17 protein-coding genes and 1 other RNA gene are annotated in these 19,894 nt (G+C 68.6%); 4 read left to right on the forward strand and 14 right to left on the reverse strand.

The genetic code is table 11. The annotated features are described in order from the left end of the window. Positions 1 to 1,960 (forward strand): DNA polymerase I (gene polA / locus ACILRB_RS14590; RefSeq protein ID WP_395667025.1); only part of this gene is annotated, 1,960 nt, incomplete at its 5' end. Between the two features lie 679 nt (positions 1,961 to 2,639). Here polA and ACILRB_RS14595 read toward each other — a convergent pair. From ACILRB_RS14595 to ACILRB_RS14615, 5 genes are all read right to left on the reverse strand, one after another. Continuing rightward, positions 2,640 to 3,458: a TIGR00282 family metallophosphoesterase gene (locus tag ACILRB_RS14595; protein WP_395667026.1), complete on the reverse strand. Its 819-nt coding sequence runs from the start codon at positions 3,456 to 3,458 to the stop codon at positions 2,640 to 2,642. A 59-nt stretch (positions 3,459 to 3,517) separates the two neighbouring features. Beyond that, complete coding sequence (locus ACILRB_RS14600; RefSeq protein WP_395667027.1) at positions 3,518 to 4,069, reverse strand: 5-formyltetrahydrofolate cyclo-ligase; 552 nt, start codon at positions 4,067 to 4,069, stop codon at positions 3,518 to 3,520. A gap of 117 nt (positions 4,070 to 4,186) precedes the next feature. Next, positions 4,187 to 4,341: non-coding RNA, 6S RNA (ssrS, locus tag ACILRB_RS14605), on the reverse strand. 64 nt (positions 4,342 to 4,405) lie between these two features. Continuing rightward, on the reverse strand, positions 4,406 to 4,780 hold the full coding sequence (locus tag ACILRB_RS14610; protein WP_395667028.1) for a cell division protein ZapA: 375 nt from the start codon (positions 4,778 to 4,780) through the stop codon (positions 4,406 to 4,408). A gap of 25 nt (positions 4,781 to 4,805) precedes the next feature. Next, entirely contained in the window at positions 4,806 to 5,096 is a 291-nt protein-coding gene (locus ACILRB_RS14615; RefSeq protein ID WP_395667029.1) for a DUF4164 family protein, read from the reverse strand. A 611-nt stretch (positions 5,097 to 5,707) separates the two neighbouring features. On the opposite strand from ACILRB_RS14615, the gene gap reads away from it, so the two are divergent. Further along, the gene (gap, locus tag ACILRB_RS14620) at positions 5,708 to 6,715 is read left to right on the forward strand and encodes a type I glyceraldehyde-3-phosphate dehydrogenase (RefSeq protein ID WP_395667030.1); all 1,008 of its coding nucleotides are present in this window, start codon (positions 5,708 to 5,710) and stop codon (positions 6,713 to 6,715) included. Beyond that, positions 6,712 to 7,935 (forward strand): phosphoglycerate kinase, encoded by a 1,224-nt coding sequence (locus ACILRB_RS14625; RefSeq protein WP_395667031.1) that lies wholly within the window; start codon positions 6,712 to 6,714, stop codon positions 7,933 to 7,935. The genes gap and ACILRB_RS14625 overlap by 4 nt, the downstream gene beginning before the upstream one ends. 90 nt (positions 7,936 to 8,025) lie before the next feature. Here ACILRB_RS14625 and ACILRB_RS14630 read toward each other — a convergent pair whose 3' ends face one another. The 5 genes from ACILRB_RS14630 to purE form a co-directional block, all read right to left on the reverse strand. Further along, the gene (locus ACILRB_RS14630) at positions 8,026 to 8,577 is read right to left on the reverse strand and encodes a nucleoside 2-deoxyribosyltransferase (RefSeq protein WP_395667032.1); all 552 of its coding nucleotides are present in this window, start codon (positions 8,575 to 8,577) and stop codon (positions 8,026 to 8,028) included. Between the two features lie 31 nt (positions 8,578 to 8,608). Beyond that, positions 8,609 to 9,493 carry a tetratricopeptide repeat protein gene (locus ACILRB_RS14635; protein WP_395667033.1) on the reverse strand — a complete coding sequence of 295 codons (885 nt, stop codon included), beginning with the start codon at positions 9,491 to 9,493 and terminating at the stop codon, positions 8,609 to 8,611. 104 nt (positions 9,494 to 9,597) lie between these two features. Then, positions 9,598 to 9,837, reverse strand: a complete 240-nt coding sequence (gene rpsU, locus ACILRB_RS14640; protein ID WP_395667040.1) for a 30S ribosomal protein S21 — start codon at positions 9,835 to 9,837, stop codon at positions 9,598 to 9,600. A gap of 400 nt (positions 9,838 to 10,237) precedes the next feature. Continuing rightward, the gene (locus ACILRB_RS14645) at positions 10,238 to 11,338 is read right to left on the reverse strand and encodes a 5-(carboxyamino)imidazole ribonucleotide synthase (RefSeq protein WP_395667034.1); all 1,101 of its coding nucleotides are present in this window, start codon (positions 11,336 to 11,338) and stop codon (positions 10,238 to 10,240) included. Between the two features lie 4 nt (positions 11,339 to 11,342). Then, positions 11,343 to 11,807 (reverse strand): 5-(carboxyamino)imidazole ribonucleotide mutase, encoded by a 465-nt coding sequence (gene purE / locus ACILRB_RS14650; protein ID WP_395667041.1) that lies wholly within the window; start codon positions 11,805 to 11,807, stop codon positions 11,343 to 11,345. Between the two features lie 225 nt (positions 11,808 to 12,032). Between purE and ACILRB_RS14655 the strand changes: the two genes are divergently transcribed. Next, positions 12,033 to 12,659 (forward strand): L,D-transpeptidase, encoded by a 627-nt coding sequence (locus ACILRB_RS14655; RefSeq protein ID WP_395667035.1) that lies wholly within the window; start codon positions 12,033 to 12,035, stop codon positions 12,657 to 12,659. A 24-nt stretch (positions 12,660 to 12,683) separates the two neighbouring features. Here ACILRB_RS14655 and ACILRB_RS14660 read toward each other — a convergent pair whose 3' ends face one another. The 4 genes from ACILRB_RS14660 to infB all read right to left on the reverse strand — a co-directional run. Continuing rightward, a complete protein-coding gene (locus tag ACILRB_RS14660) occupies positions 12,684 to 15,719 on the reverse strand; it encodes a tetratricopeptide repeat protein (RefSeq protein WP_395667036.1) in 3,036 nt (1,011 codons plus the stop codon). Positions 15,720 to 15,849: 130 nt separating this feature from the next. Then, positions 15,850 to 16,746 (reverse strand): tRNA pseudouridine(55) synthase TruB, encoded by an 897-nt coding sequence (truB, locus tag ACILRB_RS14665; RefSeq protein ID WP_395667037.1) that lies wholly within the window; start codon positions 16,744 to 16,746, stop codon positions 15,850 to 15,852. Further along, the gene (gene rbfA / locus ACILRB_RS14670) at positions 16,743 to 17,192 is read right to left on the reverse strand and encodes a 30S ribosome-binding factor RbfA (RefSeq protein WP_395667038.1); all 450 of its coding nucleotides are present in this window, start codon (positions 17,190 to 17,192) and stop codon (positions 16,743 to 16,745) included. The genes truB and rbfA overlap by 4 nt, the downstream gene beginning before the upstream one ends. Positions 17,193 to 17,506: 314 nt before the next feature. Then, the coding region (gene infB / locus ACILRB_RS14675; protein WP_395667039.1) for a translation initiation factor IF-2 at positions 17,507 to 19,894 on the reverse strand (2,388 nt) is incomplete at its 5' end.

A 19,894-nucleotide genomic window follows, 5' to 3' on the forward strand; every position in this document is an offset into this window, starting at 1 on the left:
GCCGAAGCGCAACGCCCGCTACGGCGCCCCCGCCGCGCCCGAGAAAATCGCCACCGGGCCGGGCGAATTCGCGGCCGAACGCCTCGCGCGCGCGAAAACGCAGACCTTCGACGTCAAGGCCTACGAGACGGTGACGAGCCTCGAGCGGCTCGAGGCCATCGTGGCCGAAGCTTTCGACCGCGGCGTCGTCGCGGTCGACACGGAGACGTCCTCGCTCGACGCCATGCAGGCCGAGCTCGTCGGCGTCTCGCTGGCGCTGGCGCCGGGGCGCGCCTGCTATGTGCCGCTGCGCCACAAGACCGGCGAGAGCGGAGACCTGTTCGGCGGCGCCGAGCTCGTCGCGGGCCAGCTCGACGAAAGCGAGGCGCTCGCCCGGCTGAAGCCGCTGCTCGAAGACGCGAGCGTGCTCAAGATCGCGCATAACGCCAAATTTGACAGCCTCGTCCTCGCCCAGCGCGGCATCGAGACGGCGCCGCTCGACGACACGCTGCTGATGTCCTACGTGCTCGACGCCGGGCGCAGCGACCACGGCATGGACGTGCTCAGCGAGAAATACTTCGGCCACACGCCGATCCAGTTCGGCGAGGTCGCGGGCTCGGGGCGCAGCTTCATCGGCTTCGCGCGCGTGGCGCTCGACCGGGCGACCGAATATTCGGCCGAGGATTCAGACGTCGCGCTGCGTCTTGCGGACGTGCTCAAGCCCCGCCTGCCGGCCGAATCGATGACGAGCGTCTATGAGACGCTGGAACGCCCGCTCGTCCCCGTGCTCATGCGCATGGAGCGGCGCGGCGTGACGATCGACCGCGCCATCCTTTCGCGGCTTTCGGGGGAGTTCGCGCAGGACATGGCGCGGCTCGAAGCGCAGATTTTTGAGGCGGCCGGCGAGAGCTTCAACCTCGGCTCGCCGAAGCAGCTCGGCGATATCCTGTTCGGCAAGATGGGCCTGCCCGGCGCGAAGAAGACCGCCACCGGCGCCTGGTCGACGGCGGCGAGCGTGCTCGACGACCTCGCCGAACAGGGCAACCTCTTCGCAAGGCTGATTCTCGACTGGCGCCAGCTCGCCAAGCTCAAATCGACCTACACCGACGCCCTGCCCACCTACGTCAATCCGCAGACCGGGCGGGTGCACACCTCTTATGCGCTGGCCGCCACGACCACGGGGCGGCTCTCGTCCTCGGAGCCGAACCTTCAGAACATCCCCGTGCGCAACGAGGCGGGGCGAAAAATCCGCCGCGCCTTCGTCGCGCCGCCGGGGCGCAAGCTGATCTCGGCCGACTACAGCCAGATCGAGCTCAGGCTGCTCGCCCATATCGCCGACATCCCGCAGCTCAAGGCGGCCTTCGCCGAAGGGCTCGACATCCACGCCATGACCGCGTCGGAAATGTTCGGCGTGCCGGTCGCCGGCATGCCGGCCGAGGTGCGCCGGCGCGCCAAGGCGATCAATTTCGGCATCGTCTACGGCATTTCGGCCTTCGGCCTCGCCAACCAGCTCTCGATCCCGCGCGAAGAGGCCGGCGCCTACATCAAGCGCTATTTCGAGCGCTTCCCCGGCATCAGGTCCTATATCGAGGCGACCAAGACATTCGCCCGCGCGAACGGCCATGTCGTCACCATCTTCGGGCGCAAGTGCCATTATCCGCGCATCGCGGCGTCAAACCCTTCGGAGCGCGCCTTCAACGAGCGCGCCGCGGTCAACGCGCCGATTCAGGGGTCGGCCGCCGACATCATCCGCCGCGCCATGATCCGCATGGAGGACGCGCTCGACGCCGCCGGGCTTTCGGCGCAGATGCTGTTGCAGGTGCATGACGAACTGGTGTTCGAGGCGCCCGACGCCGAGGTCGAGGCGGTGATCGAGGTCGCGCGCAAAATCATGTGCGAGGCGCCCGAGCCGTTCCTGAAGCTCTCCGTCCCCCTGCAGGTCGACGCCAAGGCCGCGCAGAACTGGGACGAGGCGCATTGACGCGCCAACTGCCAAGTTTGAAAAACATCTAAATTGATATTGTCTGACGCGCAAATTTTGAGCTGAGCGAGGCGGGATGCAGAACAAAAGCTAATTGGTTTGTCTGTGCGCAAACGCACATTACGCCAGCGCCTCTCAGTTTATTTAAGTAAAGTTATTTTGCTTTATATTCTCAGATAATCATCAATCTAAGTTACTTATGGAGATTAAAATGTGGAGATATCTGCAAATAATTGCGGCTATTATTGGCATTTCGTTCGCCGCAGACTCGGTTGCGTCTGCCGCTTTCGCTGGCTGCTCTCCTGGATTTCTGGCAAATCTGGGGTGCGAATTAGGCGTAATCCCGCCCGATGTCGCGCGCGGCCTCGATCGCGGTCACGCCGCCGTCGGCAGGCCTCTCGACGGCTTTGTACAGCCGCCTGGCGTTCCTGCCGGTCCAGCACCTTTCCCGCCTCCACCGCCGATGGGCAGATTTTGTGCTACGCCTGTCGGCACGTTTGGTCCCGGTCCTGTCCTTCCAATTGGCACGCAATGTAATGTTAATGCCGGCGGCACTCTGATATTTGGACAGGTGATATGATTGACACCGCACAATATCGCCCAATATAATTGTGTTTACAGCTTTTTTCTTGGCTAGCTTCAGAACGTACAGCGTCTGCTCGCGCATTGACGCGCCGCCCTACCCCCAGAAATCCGGGCGCGCCGGCGCGAGCTTTCCGCCGATCCGCACCGGCGCGACCCTGACCGCGAGCCCCTGCGCGTTGGTCTCGACCGCGACGCCGCAGAGCGTGGCCGGGCCTGACGCCGGCTCGAAACGGCCCGCCGGCAGCTTGGTGGTGAAGCGGCGCACCGGCTCATCCTTCTCCATGCCGATCACCGAATCATAATCGCCGGTCATGCCGGCGTCGCTCATATAGGCGGTGCCGGCCGGAAGGATGCGGGCGTCGGCCGTCGGCGCATGGGTGTGCGTGCCGACGACGAGCGAGGCGCGCCCGTCGACGAACCAGCCGAACGCCTGCTTCTCGCTCGTCGCCTCGGCGTGGAAGTCGATCACCGCCGCGTCGCAGCCAAGCCCGAGCGGACAGGCGTCGAGCTCGCGCTCGATCGCCGCGAAGGGATCGTCCATGGCGTCAAGGAAAACCCGGCCGAGCAGGTTGACGACGAGCGCGCGCGCGCCGGTGCGCGTCTCGATGAGATTGGCGCCGCGCCCCGGCGCGCCCTTCGGATAGTTCGCCGGGCGGATCAGCCGCGGCTGGCGCTCGATGAACACCAGCGCCTCGCGCTGGTCGAAGGCGTGGTTGCCGAGCGTGACGCAATCGGCGCCGGCGTCGAGAAACTCCTGGCAGATCGATTCGGTGATGCCGAATCCGCCCGCCGCGTTTTCGCCGTTGACGATCACGAGGTCGAGCGCGAAGGCCGCGCGCAGCTTTGGAAGCTCGGAAGAGAGGATGGCGCGCCCGGCCCTGCCGACCACGTCGCCGATGAAGAGGATACGCATGGCCCGGTTTTAGCCGGCGAAGGCGTCCGCCGCGAGCGCTTTTGCGCGCAGGGCGGCCTTCACGCGCCGCGGCAGTCGATCAGCTCTTTTTCGGTCAGCACCAGATCGAGCTTTTCGTCATGCGGCTCGGCCGGAATGCGGTCGGCCTCCTGGCTCGCATAGGCGACGCCGACGGCGAGCGTCGGCCGTTTCGCGCGCAGCCGCGCCAGGGTGAGGTCATAGAAGCCCGCGCCATAGCCGAGCCGGTTGCCGGAGCGGTCGAAGGCCGCGAGCGGCACGAACAGGAAATCGGGATCGACCGGCTCGGCCGCGGGCGCAGGCTCGAAAATGCCCATGCGGCCCGGCGCGAGCGGATCGCCCGGCCGCCACAGGCGGAACACGAGCGGGGTTCCGCGCTTGCCGGTGACGGGCAGCGCCGTCGCGCGCCCCATGGCGGCGAGCCGCTCCATCAGCGGCAGGGTCGAGGCTTCGTCGGGGAGCGCGAAATAGGCCGAGACGACATTCGGCGTGAAACGCGCGACGAGCTTCAGCCCTTCCCCGGCGAGATGCGCCGCGAAGGCGGCCGGATCGTCCGCCCCGGCGCGGCGGCGCTCAAGCGCTGCGGCGCGCAATGCGGCTTTAAGGGCCAAATCGGCATTAAGGGCGGGATCGGCGTCTGACATCCGGCGGGGCGAGGGCGAGGAAAAAGGGCGTCGGCCGGCGCGCGAGCGGGACGCGGAAATGAAAAGCGCGGGGCCGCAAAAGCCGTGGGATATCGATCCCGGGAACCTACAACGTAGGTGGGCGCCATGTGGCCAAGTCCACGGACAAGGCCAGGGACAGCTCCCTTTGAGATCGATAAGGCCCCGGGGTATGCGATCCAGCACGAGCCCCGCAGCTCCGCGAGACAAATCTAGGCGCTCCGACGCGCGAACGCCAGCCCTCCCGCGACGATTTTCATGCGCCCGTCATTCTTCGGCGCGGCCGCCGCCCGCCAGCTCCTGCGCCACCTCCTCGACGCGCAGGCTCGCCGCGTCGACGGCGGCGACGACGCGCTCGACGAGGCGCGCGCGCTGCCGGGCGGCGTCGGCCGTCTCGGCGCGCAACGCGCCGATTTCGGCGGCGAGCGCCTCGCAGCGGCGCCGTTCCTCGTAAAGCTCGTCGGCGAGGGTCACCGCGGCCATCACGGTCAGGCGCTGGTCGCCCATCTCGCCGAATTTCTCGCGCATGTCGCCGATCTTGCCGTCGACGAGCCGCGCGAGGTCTTCAAGATGAGCCTCTTCACCCTCGCCGCAGGAAACGCGGTAGACGCGTCCGGCGATCTGCATCCCGACCTGAGCCAAAACCGAAAACTCCCCTCGCCGCGCCTCACGCGTCCTGCGCGTCGGCGGCGGCGACGATCTCTCGGATCGCCGCTCCGGCGCTTTTGACCTTGCGGACCACGTCCTCGGCGGCGGCCTCGACCGAGGCGGCGCGCGCGAGCGCGGCGTCGAGCTCGACGGCGAGACGGGAGCGGTCGTCCTGAAGGACGGCGAGCTCCTCCTCGAGGTCTCCGCGCCGTCCGTCGGCCTTGAGCCGGCGCGCGCTCGCCGCCGCGAGCCGTTCAAGGGCCGCCGACAGGCGGCCGAGCGCGTCGTCGAACCGCAGGGACTCGTCCATCCTAAAGAGCTCTTCCCAAAAATCTCTTCGCACTCGTCCGCGGGCGGCGCGCAACACATAGGCACAGGGCGGGCACAGGGCGGCGCCCCACAATCACATTCGCCTATTTGAGCATGTCGCGCCGCCTGCGCAACCCTCAAGCGAGGGAAGGCCGCCTGCGACGCAACGCGACAGCCGCCTGCGATTGACTTTGGCGCCGCAAAATCGTCCAAAGACAAGATCGTCCAAAGACTGGCGCTCCGTGCGCCTGGCGTTCACGTCGTGCGCCAGCTTGAGCGCCCAAGTCTCGCGGCGGCCACAGACCCGCTTTACTCATGTTTGGCGCGAGGTTTCGTCGCTCCGGCCAGATTTTCCGAGATCAGACGCGGGACGAAAAACTGCGAGGCCCGGCCGCGCTTGACGACCTGGCGCGCTTTTCGCGGGAACTTCGCCGGCTTGCCCGGGAAAGGCGGCCCTCATCGTCAAAAACTACGCTAAAAGGCGGAAAAGCAAGTATAAAGCGGCGCGTCAAGATTGACGGCTTCATGGCCGCCGGGACATATGACGACGCCTGCCATTGCCAACATTGCGCTCGAGACCGCTTCAGGCGCCGGGCGAACAGGGAGCTAGGGATGCCGGTCAAAGTCGCGATCAACGGTTTCGGTCGAATCGGGCGCAACGTCCTGCGGGCGATCGCCGAATCCGGCCGCGCCGACGTCGAAGTGGTGGCGATCAACGATCTCGGCCCGGTCGAGACCAACGCGCATCTCCTGCGCTATGATTCCGTGCATGGCCGCTTCCCCGGCGTCGTCAAGGTCGAGGGCAACACGATCGACGTCGGCACCGGCCCGATCAAGGTCACCGCGGTCAAGGACCCCGCCGCCCTGCCGCACAAGGAGCTCGGCGTCGACATCGCGCTCGAATGCACCGGCATCTTCACCGCGCGCGACAAGGCCGCCGCGCATCTTTCCGCCGGGGCGAAGCGGGTTCTCGTCTCGGCCCCCGGCGACAAGGCCGACCTCACCGTCGTCTTCGGCGTCAACCACGACAAGCTCACGGCCGAGCATCTCGTCGTCTCCAACGCCTCCTGCACGACGAACTGCCTCGCCCCCGTCGCCAAGGTTTTGAACGACGCGATCGGCGTCGAACGCGGCTTCATGACGACGATCCATTCCTATACCGGCGACCAGCCGACGCTCGACACCTTCCACAAGGATCTTTATCGCGCCCGCGCGGCGGCCCTCTCGATGATCCCGACCACGACCGGCGCGGCCAAGGCGGTCGGCCTCGTGCTGCCCGAACTCGCCGGCAAGCTCGACGGCTCGTCGATTCGCGTGCCGACGCCGAACGTCTCGGTCGTCGACTTCAAGTTCCTCGCCAGGCGCGCCACCACCAAAGAGGAGATCGCCGAAGCGATCAAGGCCGCCGCCTCCGGCCCGCTCAAGGGAATTCTCGGCTACACGGAGAGCCCGAACGTCTCCTCGGACTTCAACCACGATCCCCATTCCTCGGTCTTCCACATGGACCAGACCCGCGTCATCGACGGGACGTTCGTGCGCGTCCTCTCGTGGTACGACAATGAATGGGGCTTCTCGAACAGGATGATCGACACCGCCGCGGCTATGGGGAAAACTCTATGACGAGATCCGGCCAGACTTCGCCCTTTCCGACCATCGACGACGCGATCCTGACCAACAAGCGCGTGCTTGTCCGCGTCGACCTCAACGTGCCGATGGAGAACGGCCGGATCACCGACCTGACGCGCATCGACCGCGTGCTCGCCAACATCCGCGAGATTTCACAAAAGGGCGCGAAGGTCATCATCCTGTCGCATCTCGGACGGCCGAAGAACGGGCCCGAAGCCGAGACCTCGCTGAAGTCGGTCGCCGTCGCCCTCGAGCATGAACTGGGGCAGATGGTCTATTTCGCCTCGGACTGCGTCGGCCCCGTCGCCAAATCGTCGGTTTCGGCGCTGCGCAACGGCGAGATCCTGCTGCTCGAGAACACGCGCTTCCATCCGGGCGAGACGAAGAACGACCCCGCTTTCGTCAAGGAGCTCGCCGAGCTCGGCGACATCTACGTCAACGACGCCTTCTCGACCTCGCACCGGGCGCACGCCTCGACCGAGGGCATCGCGCACAAGCTGCCGGCCTACGCCGGCCGCACCATGCAGCGCGAGCTCGAGATGCTGACCGGCATGCTCGCCCATCCCGAGCGGCCGATGGCGGCGATCGTCGGCGGCGCGAAAGTCTCGACCAAGCTCGAGCTGCTCGGCAATCTCATGCGCAAGGTCGAGTTCCTGTTCATCGGCGGCGGAATGGCCAACACCTTTCTGGCCGCCTCGGGCAAGAAAATCGGCAAGTCCCTGTGCGAGAACCAGCTCGCCGAGACCGCGCGCAGGATCATGGCCGACGCCGACGAGGCCAACTGCCAGCTGATCCTGCCGGTCGACGCCGTCGTCGCCACGCGATTCGAGCCCAACGCCTCGTGCCGCGCGGTCGACATCGACGCGGTCGGCGACGACGACATGATCCTCGACATCGGACCGCGCACCATCTCGAAGCTCGTCGGCGTGCTCGCCGCGGCCCGCACGGTGGTGTGGAACGGCCCCGTCGGCGCCTTCGAGACGCCGCCGTTCCAGACCGGCACGGTGGCCATCGCCAAGGTGGCGGCGGTGCTGACGCGGACCAAGTCGCTCGAGACCATCGCGGGCGGCGGCGACACCATCGCCGCGCTGAACCAGGCGAACGTCTTCAACGACTTCACCTATGTCTCGACCGCCGGCGGCGCCTTTCTCGAATGGCTCGAGGGCAAGACGCTGCCGGGCGTCGAGGCGCTACGGACACAGAAGGCCGCATAAGCTCATCGTCTCACATGAGGCGCGGCCGCCGGCGCGAAAACGCGCCGGCGGCTTTTTCATGGGCGGCGCAGGCGCGTCAGCAGATATGCGTCAGGCGGCGTCGAAATGGCGGCGCGCCAGGGCGAGGCAGGCGAGAAAGCCGCCGGCGCCGCGCAAGGGATCGGCCTCCTCCACCGCGACGAAGCGTCCCTGCGCCTCAAGGCCGGCGCAGAGCATCAGATTGTCGGCGAGGCCGAAATTTTCGATCGCGCAGCCGGACGCGTCGCGCCGCACGCCGTCAGCCGCTGCGGCGCCGTCAAGGCGCGCGACAAGCGCGCCGGCGCGATGGCTGTAGGCGAAAACGGGCTTGCCCAGCGCCAGCATGAAGCCGAGCTCGAAGGCCGTCCCGGGATCGGCGTGCGGCCCTCGAAACGGCGAGAGGTTGAAAAGCCCGGCGTCGGCCTCATGCATCGCCGCGCAATTGGCGGCGAAGATCGCGCGCGCCGTCTCGCGCGGCGTCGGCGCGCCGGGCGCCTCGACGTCGAAGGGAAACAGGCCGCGAAAGTCCGCCGCCGCGCAGGCCGCCAGCCTGCGCCGCCCGATTTCGGGCGCGTCTGGCAGAAAGACCTCGGGGCCGCCGAGATAAAGGGTTTTCGCCGTCACGCGCGGCGATCCTTCGCGACGATGGCGGGCCTCAGCCGCGCTGCGTGCGCGACAGACCGTCCTTGGCGAGCTGGTTCGAGGCGTCGAAGGAGAGCGCGCGCTGATAGGATTCCATCGCCTTGGCGCGGTCGCCCATTTTCTCATAGGCGAGGCCGAGTCCGGCCCAGGCTTCCGGGTTGCGGTTGTCGACGTTGAGCGCGGCGTTGAAGTCCTCGACCGCCTTGTCATATTTGCCGATGGCGATCAGGCTCTGGCCGCGCGCCAGATAAGGCGCGCCGGCGAAGGGGTCGCGGTCGATGGCGTTGTCGAAGTCGGTGATCGCCTGCGGATGGTTTCCCTGCCGCTGGTAGATGAGGCCGCGCGCGTGGAAGGCCTGGGCGTTTTCAGGATTGATCCTGATCGCCTGGTCGAGATCGCTGTGGGCGGCGTCGAGCGCGCCCTGGGCGCGGCGCAGATTGGCCCGCCCGAGATAGGCCGGGGCGTGATTGGGGTCGAGATCGATCGCCTGGTTGAAATCGGCCATGGCCGCGTCGTTGCGGCCGATCTGGCGATAGGCGAGCGCGCGATTGGTCAGGGCGGAGGCGGAGGGCTGGAGCTTGACCGCCTGCGAAAAATCCGCGATCGCCTCGTTGAAGCGTCCGGTCTTGGCGTAGGCGACGCCGCGGGTGTTATAGGCGTCGGCGCTGCCGGGATTGCGCTGGACGACCTCGGTCAGCGAGGCGATGTTGGCCTGCGCCTCCTGCGGCGACTGGGTCGCGACTTCGGCGACGCCCGCCGTCTTGATGGCGTTGCCGGCCGATTCGCAGCCGGCGAGCGCAAGAGCGATCGCGCCCAGCGCAGACAACCGCAGGAGTCCGACCGAAGACGAGCGGCGGCGCGCCGCCGCGCTCCTGCCACTGGCCGCGTGAACCGTCATCGCCTCGTCCTCTTGGCCTTGTCCTGTCGACGGCGCAGGTTTGCGCCGGGCGGAAATCCTGCGCCGCGCCCGGCTTCGCCGTCAACGATCGAGAATCGAAAGGATCAGCGCATGCCCACCATGGGCTTGGGCTTCATGGGCAGCAGGCCCTCGCGCTGCATCTTCTTGCGGGCGAGCTTGCGAGCGCGGCGAATGGCTTCAGCTTTCTCGCGAGCGCGCTTTTCAGACGGCTTCTCGTAATGGCCGCGCAGCTTCATCTCACGAAAAATGCCCTCGCGCTGCATCTTCTTCTTGAGCGCCTTGAGGGCCTGATCGACATTATTGTCGCGAACGAGAACTTGCACGCAGGAGTCCTTGGCATGAAGGCGGCCACGCCTTGCGCGGTTTGGCCGACCGAATCGACGAAACAGAAAATCGGGCGCTGAAACGGCGCCTGACGTTTGAAGGTCAGCGCATAGCAGCAAGCCGCCTCCCTGTCCAGTCAAGCCTGCGCGCGGCGAAAGGTCTGCGTCAGAGCGCACACGGACCGCCGCGGAATCGCGGTCGCGAGTCTTCGTCGCCCGCCGTGAACGCAAAAACGATGAGGATTCATGTGTTTGGGGACGCCGCGCCTTCAGACATGAAGCGGCGCGCGGAATTCACGGCGCGCGCCCGTTTTAAAGAGAAACGCCGCCATGCTCCGTCACGGCCCGAGATCGTCAAGGCCGATCACGCCGGGTCCGAACCCGGCGCTGATCGGAGCGGTCAATCCCTGATCCGCGTGACATGCCCCATCTTGCGGCCGGGCCTTGCGTCCGACTTGCCGTAAAGATGCAGGCAGGCGCCGGGCGCGCGCAGAAGGTCGCCATAGGCGAAGACGTCGTCGCCGATCAGATTCTCCATCTCGACCTCGCGCCCGTGCCGCCGCGGCGCGCCGAGCGGCCAGCCCGCCACCGCCCTCACATGCTGCTCGAATTGCGAGGTCAAGGCGCCGTCGAGCGTCCAGTGGCCGGAGTTGTGCACGCGCGGGGCGAGTTCGTTGACTTTCAACGCCTCGCCTCCGCCGGACGTCGCCACGACGAACATCTCGACCGCGAGCACGCCGACATAATCCAGCGCCTCGGCGATGCGGCGGGCGAGCGCCACGGCCTCTCCGGCCGTTTCGGGCGCAAGGCGGGCCGGCGCCGTGGTGAATTTGAGGATGTGGTTCTCGTGCCGGTTTTCGCACACGTCATAGGCGGCGAAGGCGCCGTCGAGGCCGCGCGCGGCGACGACCGAAACCTCCTTCGTGAAGGGGACGACCGATTCGAGAATCGCCGGGCCGCCGCCAAGCGAGCGGAAGGTGACGGCGAGATCGGCGCCTTCGCGCACCAGCGCCTGGCCCTTGCCGTCATAGCCGAAGCGGCGCGTCTTGAGGATCGAGGGCCGCCCGAGCTGAGCCACGGCGCGGGCCATGGCGCCCGCGTCGTCGACCCGCATGAAGGGCGCGACGGCGACGCCGAGCGAAGCGAGAAACTCCTTCTCGACCAGACGGTCCTGCGTCGCGGCGAGCGCGGCCGGGCTCGGCCGCACGGGGCGCAGTTCGTCGAGAAGGGCGGCGGTCCGCGCCGGCACGTTCTCGAATTCATAGGTCACGACGTCGACCGCCGCGGCGAAAGCCGCCAGCGCCGTCTCGTCGTCATAGGCGGCGACGGTGCGCGCGGCGCAGACGTCGAAGGCCGGACTGTCCGCCTCGGGCGCATAGACATGGACGCGAAGGCCAAGACGCGCGGCGGCGAGCGCGAGCATGCGGCCGAGCTGTCCGCCGCCCAGCACGCCGACGGTCGCGCCGGGCGCGAGCGCTTGGGCGGAGAGAGGGGGAAGCATGCGCCTAGACCTCGCGCTCGGGTTCGAGCCCGACGGCCTGGGTCTGCGCCTCGCGCCAGGCGAACAGGCGCGCGTCGAGCGCCGGATCGCCCAGCGCCAGAATGGAGGCGGCGAGCAGGGCGGCGTTGACCGCGCCCGAACGCCCGATCGCCAGCGTGCCGACCGGCACGCCCGCCGGCATCTGCACGATCGAGAGCAGCGAATCCTGCCCCTTCAGCGTCTTGCTTTCGACCGGCACGCCCAGCACCGGCAGCGGCGTGAGGGCCGCGGTCATGCCGGGCAGATGCGCCGCGCCTCCCGCCCCCGCGATGACCACGCGGAAGCCCGCGGCCTTGGCGTTGCGGGCGAAGTCGTAAAGGCGCTGCGGCGTGCGATGGGCCGAAACGATCTTGGCCTCATAGCCGACGTCGAGCTCTTCGAGCATCGCGCAGGCGAACCGCATCGTGTCCCAATCGGACTGACTGCCCATGATGACGGCGACGGGTCTCGTTGGAGCGATCACGGCGGCTTTGGCGGGAGCGTTGGAGAAGCGAGGGGCATAGACCAAGGCGCCGCGCCGCGCAAGGCCGCGGCCCCGCCGCGCGGCGTCCCATTCGGCCTGCCGCGCGAGATGCACAACATTTCGTCAAACTTTGCGGATGATAACAGGGTCACAGCGGCCGCGACGGCCGAGCACACGCCCAAGCCAGGACCCATGCGCCTCCCGAAACCGACGCCGCCCCGGCGCTCCGCCACACCCTTTTTCCTTTCGCGGCCCGCGCGCCTTCTCCTGGCGCTCGCGCCGCTCGTCGCCGCGGCGCCGGCGGCGGCCGCGCCGGCCGGCGTGCAGGTCGCCTCGCTCAACCCTTTCGCCGAACTGTTCGACCTGTTTCAGGAGCCCGCCACGAAGCGGCGGATCGTCGCCTGGAACGAGCCGCAGGACGCCGGCACGATCGTGGTGCGCACGAGCGAGCGCAAGCTCTATTATGTGCTCGGCGACGGACGCGCGATCCAATATGGCGTCGGCGTCGGCCGCGAGGGCTTCACCTGGTCGGGCACGAAGAAGATCACCGCGATCAGGGAATGGCCGGCCTGGACGCCGCCGCCCGAAATGCTGAAGCGCCGCCCCGACCTGCCGCGCCACATGAAGGGCGGGATCGACAATCCGCTCGGCGCGCGGGCGCTCTATCTCGGTTCGAGCCTCTATCGCATCCATGGTTCGAACGAGCCCGAGACCATCGGCGCGGCGGTCTCTTCGGGCTGCATCCGCATGACCAATGACGACGTCGTCGACCTCGCCGAGCGCGTCAAGGTCGGCACGAAGGTGATCGTCGAGCTGTAGCGCTGACGGCGCGGCGCGCAAGTTTCACAGGCGCCGCGCGATCACCTCCATGCACACCCTGTAGCGTTCGCTCACCGCGTACTCCGCCGGTTCGAACCCGTGTTCGCGCAGCAGCGCATAGAGCCGGCGGCGCGAAAAATTGTGGTAGTGCTCGATCTCGCCCCAATAGGGATTGACCTTGTTGGCGTGCAGCAGCCGCCAGGTCATCGCCTCCATGTTGGGCATGGAGAGCAACAGCGCGCCGCCCGGGCGCAACAGGCGCCGCGCGGCTTCGAGCCCCTGACGCGGAAACGGCATGTGCTCGAGCACGTCGGCCATGCTGACGACGTCGAAGGGCTCATGCGCCTCGATCGTCTCGACGCTCGCGCAATGCGCCTCATAGCCAAGGGAGCGCAGGGTCGCGACATTGTCGGCGCGCAGGTCGAGGCCGACGGGCGTGAAGCCCCATTCCTCCGCGGCGAACAGCAGGGAGCCGTCGCCGAAGCCGACGTCAAGCCAGCGCCCCTCGCCCACGTGGCGCGCCACCCGCTCCACCATTCGTCCGGCGATCGGCCGCTTGCGCTCCATGTCATGGCCGACGCTCTGGCCCGGATGGGTCTTCGAGAACACGATTTCGCAGGCCGCTTCGTCGAACCAGCCGTCCGTGAAGACATGGCCGCAATCGCCGCATTCGCGCCAGTTCATGACCGAAGGCAAGGCAGGCTGGTAAAGCGCATGGCGCGTGCAGTCGGCGCCGAGGACGAGCGGAATGTTTTCGCCGCCGCAAAGCGGACAGGCGACATAGGGCGTGCGGGAGACAAGCGTGGGCTTCGTCGGCGCTTCGCCTCCGGCGACGTCGATGGCGCGCGGCGTCTCGCCGGCGCTGTGGAGGTCCCACATGGCGCAAAGCGCCGCCTCGAAATCGCGCGCGTAGCCCGGCGCGTCGAACAGCGGCGCCGTGAGCCGGCCGGCGGCGAGCCGGCTCCGAAATTCGCGCAATTCGCCCGCGCCTTCATGCGCGAAACGCAGCGCCATGCGCTCATAGACGTCGAGCGAGGGCGCGACGAGCTCGGGCAGCCCGACCGCATGGAGCAGGCTCGCCGCCGCCCGGCCGGCGAAGGTTTCGCCGATGCAGGTCAGCACCGGCAAGCCGGCCCACAGCGCGTCGCTCGCCGTGGTGTGGGCGTTATAGGGCAGCGTGTCGAGGAAAAGATCGGCGAGCCTGTGGCGGGCCAGATGCTCGGCGCCCGCGAGCTTCGGCGCGAAAACGAGGCGCTGCGGATCGACGCCGCGCCTTTCCGCCTCGCGGCGCAGATTGTCGACCGCGCGCGGGTTGGAATCGAGCAGCCACAATACGGCCCCGGGCGTCGCCGACAACAGGCGCATCCAGACGTCGAAGAACGCCGGCGTCAGCTTGTAGCTGTTGTTGAAGCAGCAGAACACGAAGCCTTCGTCGGGCAGGCCGCATTGCGCGCGCGTCGGCGCAGGCTCGGCGATCCGCCGCGTCGGGTCGTTCGGCTGGTAGCAATGCGGCAGCCGCACGAGTTTTTCGCTGAAGGCCGCGTCGAGGGCCCGCGGCGCGACCACGGGATCGACGATGGCGTAGTCGATGAAATCGGCGCCGGTCGTGCCGGGATAGCCGAGAAAGCTCGCCTGCACGGGCGCGGGGCGCATCGCCAGAATCGACAGCCGCGCGCCGGCCGTATGGCCCTTGAGATCGACGAGCACGTCGACGCCGTCGGCGTGAATGCGCCGCGCCGCCGCCTCGTCAGACAGATCCGAAACGTCGATGAAATGGTCGAAGGCCGCGCGCAGGCGCAGTCCCATTTCGCTGCGGTCGTCCGGCCCGTGCGAATAGGCGAAGGTCTCGAAGCGCGCGCGGTCGTGCAGCTCGAACAGCCGCGCCGCGAGCACGGCGGTGGCGTGGCGGCCGAAATCGTTCGAGAGATAGCCGACCCGCAGCCGTCCCTTTATGTCGCGCGGCGGGGGCGGGCCGAAGTCGAGCGGCCGCCCGGGGACGTCCCGCGCCGCCGACCGCGCGATCTCAAGCTGCTGCGCCGGACTCGTCGCAAGGCTGAGCGGCGAAAAGGCGTCAAGACGCTCGCCCGCGTCGGCGCGCGCCAGAAGCTCGGCCTCTTCGGCCGCGAGCCCGTCCCAGTCGCAGAGGATGCGGCGCTTGTGATGCAGCCAGCTTCTGACGCGGGTCAGGCCCGGGTCGATCTGGAGCGCGCGGGCGTAGCTCGCCACGGCCTCGTCGAGCCGGCCGAGCCGCTCCATCGCCGCGCCGAGATTGGCGTGGGCGGCGGCGAGGTCGGGACGCAGCCTCAAAGCCTCCGCATAGGCTTCGGCCGCAGCCTCATAAGCGCGCCGCCCCTGAAGCGCGTCGCCGAGATTCACATAGGCTTCGGCGAAGCTCGGCCGCAACGCGACGGCGCGGCGAAACGCTTCGGCGGCGGGGCCCGGCCGTCCAAGCTCCTTCAGGATCACGCCAAGGGCGAAACAGGGATCGGCGGCGTCGGGCCGCGCGGCGGCCACAGATTCGCAAAGCGCCAGCGCCTCGAACGGCCGGCCGAGCCGGCGCAGGACATGGGCCGCGTTGACGGCGGCCTCGACAAAGGCCGGATTGAGCGCATGGGCGCGGCGATAGGCCTCGAGCGCCTCGTCGAGCCGCCCGAGATCTTCGAGCGCCGCGCCCCGGTTCGAATGTCCCTGCGCGAAATCGCCGTCGAACAGAAGCGCGCGCTCGGCGGTCGCGAGCGCCTCGCCCGGACGCTTCAGCGCGCGCAGGATCGCCGACAGGTTGGAGAGCGCCTCGACATAGGCCGGCCGCGCGGCCACCGCCTCGGCGACGAGCTCGGCCGCTTCTTCATGCGCGCCGCGTCCATGGGCGATGAGCCCGAGATGGTGCAGGCAGAGCGGATCGCGCGGCGCGGCGGCGAGACGGGCGCGGTACAGCGCCTCGGCCGCTTCGCCCCTGCCCGCGCGCAAGAGCTCCTGCGCGAGGGCGAGGCCCTGCGCGTCGAGAGCGTCGTCCGGCGCCTCGCCCCGTCCGCATTCCGCCAAAGCGCCCTGTCCGCCCATGCCGCCAACGTCCTTTTCGAGATCGACCCGAAAGGACGCTAAGGCCCGAAGCTTGCGCGAGGCGGACGTCGCGGCGCGCGTTCGGCTTCGCCTGAAGCGAACGCGCGCCGCGTTTTCCGGCGTTGCGCCGTCAGAACGGCAGGTTGAACACGCGGCCGGGAATGAGCTCGCCGCGCTCGACCGCGCCGATGGCGACGACCACGCCGCCGCAGGCCGCATAGGCCGAGCCGTCGAGCGGCGCGTCGGCGCCGCGCAGCAGGATCGACTGGCCCCGGCGCAGGCGAGCGGCCGCGTCGCGGTCGACGCTGACGCGGGTCAGCTCCATGAGGCCAGCCTCGACGCGGCGCATGGCCTGCGCGCCGCCGTCCTCGAGCTCGGCGAGCGTCACGGCGTCGGCTTCGAGGAACGGGCCGACGCGCGTGCGGCGCAGGGCGCAGACATGGCCATGGCAGCCGAGCAGGCGGCCGAGGTCGCGGGCGATGGCGCGCACATAGGTGCCCTTGCCGCAGCGCGTCTCGAACACGGCCTCCTCGCCGTCGAAGCTCGTGAGGTCGAGGGCGTGAATCGTCACCGGCCGCGCGGCGAGTTCGACCGTCTCGCCGTCGCGGGCGATGTCATAGGCGCGCTCGCCGTTGATCTTGATGGCGGAATAGGCCGGCGGCGTCTGCGCGATCGTGCCGACGAAGCGCGGCAGAAAGTCGAGAATCGCCTCCCGCGTCGGCCGGTCAGTCGACTGGGCGACGACGCGGCCGTCGGAATCGTCGGTGTCGGTCTCGGCGCCGAAGCGCACGGTGAAGCGATAGGCCTTTTCGCCGTCCTGCACGAAGGGCACCGTCTTGGTGGCTTCGCCAAAGGCGACGGGCAGGATGCCGGAGGCGAGCGGGTCGAGCGTGCCGGCGTGGCCCGCCTTCTTCGCGTTGAAAAGACGCTTGAGGCGCGAGACGGCGTGGGTCGAAGTCATGCCGACCGGCTTGTCGAGCACCACCCAGCCGTCAATGTCGCGCCGGTTCGAACGGGGCGCGCTCATGCCCGGCGATCCGACGCGACATCGCGTTCGCGCACGTTTCCGGCGTCGTCGGGAGACGACAGATCCTGCTTCACCTTGGGTGAATTCAGGAGCGCGTCGATCTTGCCGCCATAGTCGAAGCTCGGATCGGGCTTGAAGCGCACGTCCGGAGCAAAGCGCAGGTTGACGCGCCGCGCGATCTCGCCGCGCAGGAATTTCTTGTGGCGGTCGAGCGCGGCCAGGATCTCGGGCGCGCGCTCGCCGCCGAGCGGCATGACATAGACGGTGGCGAGCTTGAGGTCCGGGCTCATGCGCACGTCGGGCACGGTGACGACGCGGCCCTCAAGGTCGGGATCGTCGATCTCGCCGCGAGTCAGAAGCTCGGACATGGCGTGGCGCACGAGCTCGCCCACGCGCAGCATTCTCTGCGAGGGCGCTCCGCCCTGCTGATGATGGACTCTGGACACTTTTCAAGAACTCCGGCGCTTCTTCAGCGCTCCTCTTGGGGCTGCTTTTCGCCCCCAAACTCGATCAGGCGGCCAATGGCGCCGGTCGCCGCGTTTCGGGACCTCGCCTCGGCCTCGCGCCGCGGGGCGTTCCCGTCCTGCGGCCTTGGGCCTTTCCTGAACTGGCGACGGAGCGTCGGGTTTCCCGGCTCGTCCGCAGGGTTCGCCAGGTTTTTTTGGCGACGGCGCCGCGGCCGGGAGAAGGCCGGCGAAGGCGTCGCCTTCCCCGGCCCGTCGGCCTCCCGCCGGACGCGCCCGCCGCTCCAGCGCCCGCCCTAGAGCGTGCGCTGGATCTCCTCGACGCGGTAGCACTCGATGACGTCGCCGACGCGCATGTCCTGATAGTTCTCGAAGGCCATGCCGCATTCGGTGCCGGCGTTGACCTCCTTGACCTCGTCCTTGACGCGCTTGAGCGTCGAGAGCTTGCCCTCGTGCACCACCACATTGTCGCGGATGAGGCGCACATTGGCGCCCCTCTCGACCCTTCCGTCGGTGACGAGGCAGCCCGCGACCTTGCCAACCTTCGAGATGTGGAAGATCTGGAGAATTTCGGCGTTGCCGAGCATCTCCTCGCGCAGCGTCGGCGAGAGCATTCCCGACAGCGCCGCCTTCACGTCGTCAACGAGGTTGTAGATAATGTTGTAGTAGCGGATTTCGAGGCCCGCCTGCTCGGCCGCGAGACGCGCCTCCTTGTGCGCGCGCACGTTGAAGCCGATCAGCGCGGCGCCCGAGGCTTCGGCCAGCGTCACGTCGGATTCGGTGATGCCGCCGACGCCGGCGAGGATGACGCGGGCGGCCACCTCGTCGGTGTTGAGCTTTTCGAGCGTCGCCACGATCGCCTCGACCGAGCCCTGCACGTCGCCCTTGATGACGAGCGGGAACTCCTTGCGGCCGGCGGTCTTGAGCTGGCTCATCATGTCGACGAGCGAGCCGCGCGCCAGATTGCCGCGCGCGGCCGCAGCCTCGCGCTTCTGGCGCTCGCGATAGGCCGCGATCTCGCGCGCCCTCGCCTCGTTCTCGACGACGGCGATGCGGTCGCCGGCCTCGGGCGAGCCCGAAAAGCCCAGCACCTCGACCGGGGTCGAGGGGCCGGCCTCCTGCACGTTCTGGCCCTTGTCGTCGATGAGGGCGCGCACCTTGCCCCACTGCGAGCCGCCGACGATCAGATCGCCGACGCGCAGCGTGCCGCGCTGGACGAGCACGGTCGCGACCGGACCGCGACCCTTGTCGAGGCGGGCCTCGATCACCGAGCCTTCGGCCGCGCGGTCGGGGTTGGCCTTGAGGTCGAGCAGCTCGGCCTGCAGGGCGATGAGGTCGACGAGCTTGTCGAGATTGGTCTTCTTCGTGGCTGAAACCTCGACTTCGAGCGTTTCGCCGCCGAGCGACTCGACCTGCACCTCATATTGCAGAAGCTCGCTGCGCACGCGCTCGGGCTTGGCGTCAGGCTTGTCGATCTTGTTGATCGCCACGATGATCGGCACGCCGGCGGCGCGGGCGTGCGAGATCGCCTCCGCCGTCTGCGGCATGACGCCGTCGTCGGCCGCGACGACGAGGACCACGATGTCCGTCACCCTGGCGCCGCGGGCGCGCATCGCCGTGAAGGCGGCGTGGCCGGGCGTGTCGATGAAGGTGATCGGCAGGCCGTTGCCGGCGACGATCTGATAGGCGCCGATGTGCTGGGTGATGCCGCCGGCTTCGCCCGAGACGACGTTGGCGTGCCGCAGCGCGTCGAGCAGCGACGTCTTGCCGTGGTCGACATGCCCCATGATGGTCACGACCGGCGGACGCGAGACGAGATGCTCGTCGGCGTCGGGCTGGTCGAACAGGCCCTCCTCGACGTCCGATTCGGCGACGCGCTTGACGGTGTGGCCGAGCTCCTCGGCGATCAGCTGGGCGGTGTCGGCGTCGATCACGTCGGTGATCTTGGCCATCTGGCCCTGCTTCATCATGAGCTTGATCACGTCCACCGCGCGCTCCGACATGCGGTTGGCGAGCTCCTGGATGGTGATCGTCTCGGGCAGGACGACCTCGCGCGAGAGCCTCTCCTTCGTTTCGCTGACATGGCCCTTGAGGCGCTGCGTGCGGCGGCGGAACGCGGCGATCGAACGCGTGCGCTCGTCGTTGTCGCCGGTCGCGCTGGCGACCGTCAGGCGGCCGCGGTTCTTCTGCTCGGCGCCCTTGACGGGACGCGCCAGGACGACCTTCGGCGGCGGCGCGGCCGGACGGCGCACGACGCGCTTGTCGTCCTCGGCCGGACGGGCCGCGACGGTCGCCTGGGGCTGCGCGGCGCCGCCCGGAACGGGCGGTCTGCGCAGGATCGGCGCGCCCGCCGGGGCGGGCTCGCCGCCGGCGAGGCGGCGCTTCGCCTCCTGCTCCGAGCGACGCTTCGATTCGGCCTCGGCGAGGCGGCGGGCCTCTTCTTCTTTCTTGCGCGCTTCGGCGGCGGCGCGCTCCTCGCGCTCGCGCGCTTCGCGTTCTTCGCGGGCCTTGGCTTCGGCTTCGGCGCGACGGCGCGCCTCGATCTCGCGCTCATGCGCGCCTTCGAGCGCGCGCGAGCGGGCCTCGCGCTCCTCGTCGGTCAGGGTGCGCAGGATGACGCCTGAAGGATGGCGCTGCTGTCCCTGGCGTCCGGCCGGAGCCTGCGAACGCGCCGCGGCGCCGGC

It is taken from the genome of Methylocella sp. (assembly GCF_044226135.1).
Classification (GTDB): domain Bacteria; phylum Pseudomonadota; class Alphaproteobacteria; order Rhizobiales; family Beijerinckiaceae; genus Methylocapsa.

Excerpts from the sequence above, each read along its gene's own strand:
- ACILRB_RS14625 (WP_395667031.1), top strand. The coding sequence starts at position 6,712 with ATGACGAGATCCGGCCAGACTTCGCCCTTTCCGACCATCGACGACGCG.
- ACILRB_RS14660 (WP_395667036.1), bottom strand. The coding sequence starts at position 15,719 with ATGGGCGGACAGGGCGCTTTGGCGGAATGCGGACGGGGCGAGGCGCCG.
- truB (WP_395667037.1), bottom strand. The coding sequence starts at position 16,746 with ATGAGCGCGCCCCGTTCGAACCGGCGCGACATTGACGGCTGGGTGGTG.
- ACILRB_RS14655 (WP_395667035.1), top strand. The coding sequence starts at position 12,033 with ATGCGCCTCCCGAAACCGACGCCGCCCCGGCGCTCCGCCACACCCTTT.
- gap (WP_395667030.1), top strand. The coding sequence starts at position 5,708 with ATGCCGGTCAAAGTCGCGATCAACGGTTTCGGTCGAATCGGGCGCAAC.
- purE (WP_395667041.1), bottom strand. The coding sequence starts at position 11,807 with ATGGGCAGTCAGTCCGATTGGGACACGATGCGGTTCGCCTGCGCGATG.
- ACILRB_RS14615 (WP_395667029.1), bottom strand. The coding sequence starts at position 5,096 with ATGGACGAGTCCCTGCGGTTCGACGACGCGCTCGGCCGCCTGTCGGCG.
- ACILRB_RS14635 (WP_395667033.1), bottom strand. The coding sequence starts at position 9,493 with ATGACGGTTCACGCGGCCAGTGGCAGGAGCGCGGCGGCGCGCCGCCGC.
- ACILRB_RS14645 (WP_395667034.1), bottom strand. The coding sequence starts at position 11,338 with ATGCTTCCCCCTCTCTCCGCCCAAGCGCTCGCGCCCGGCGCGACCGTC.
- ACILRB_RS14595 (WP_395667026.1), bottom strand. The coding sequence starts at position 3,458 with ATGCGTATCCTCTTCATCGGCGACGTGGTCGGCAGGGCCGGGCGCGCC.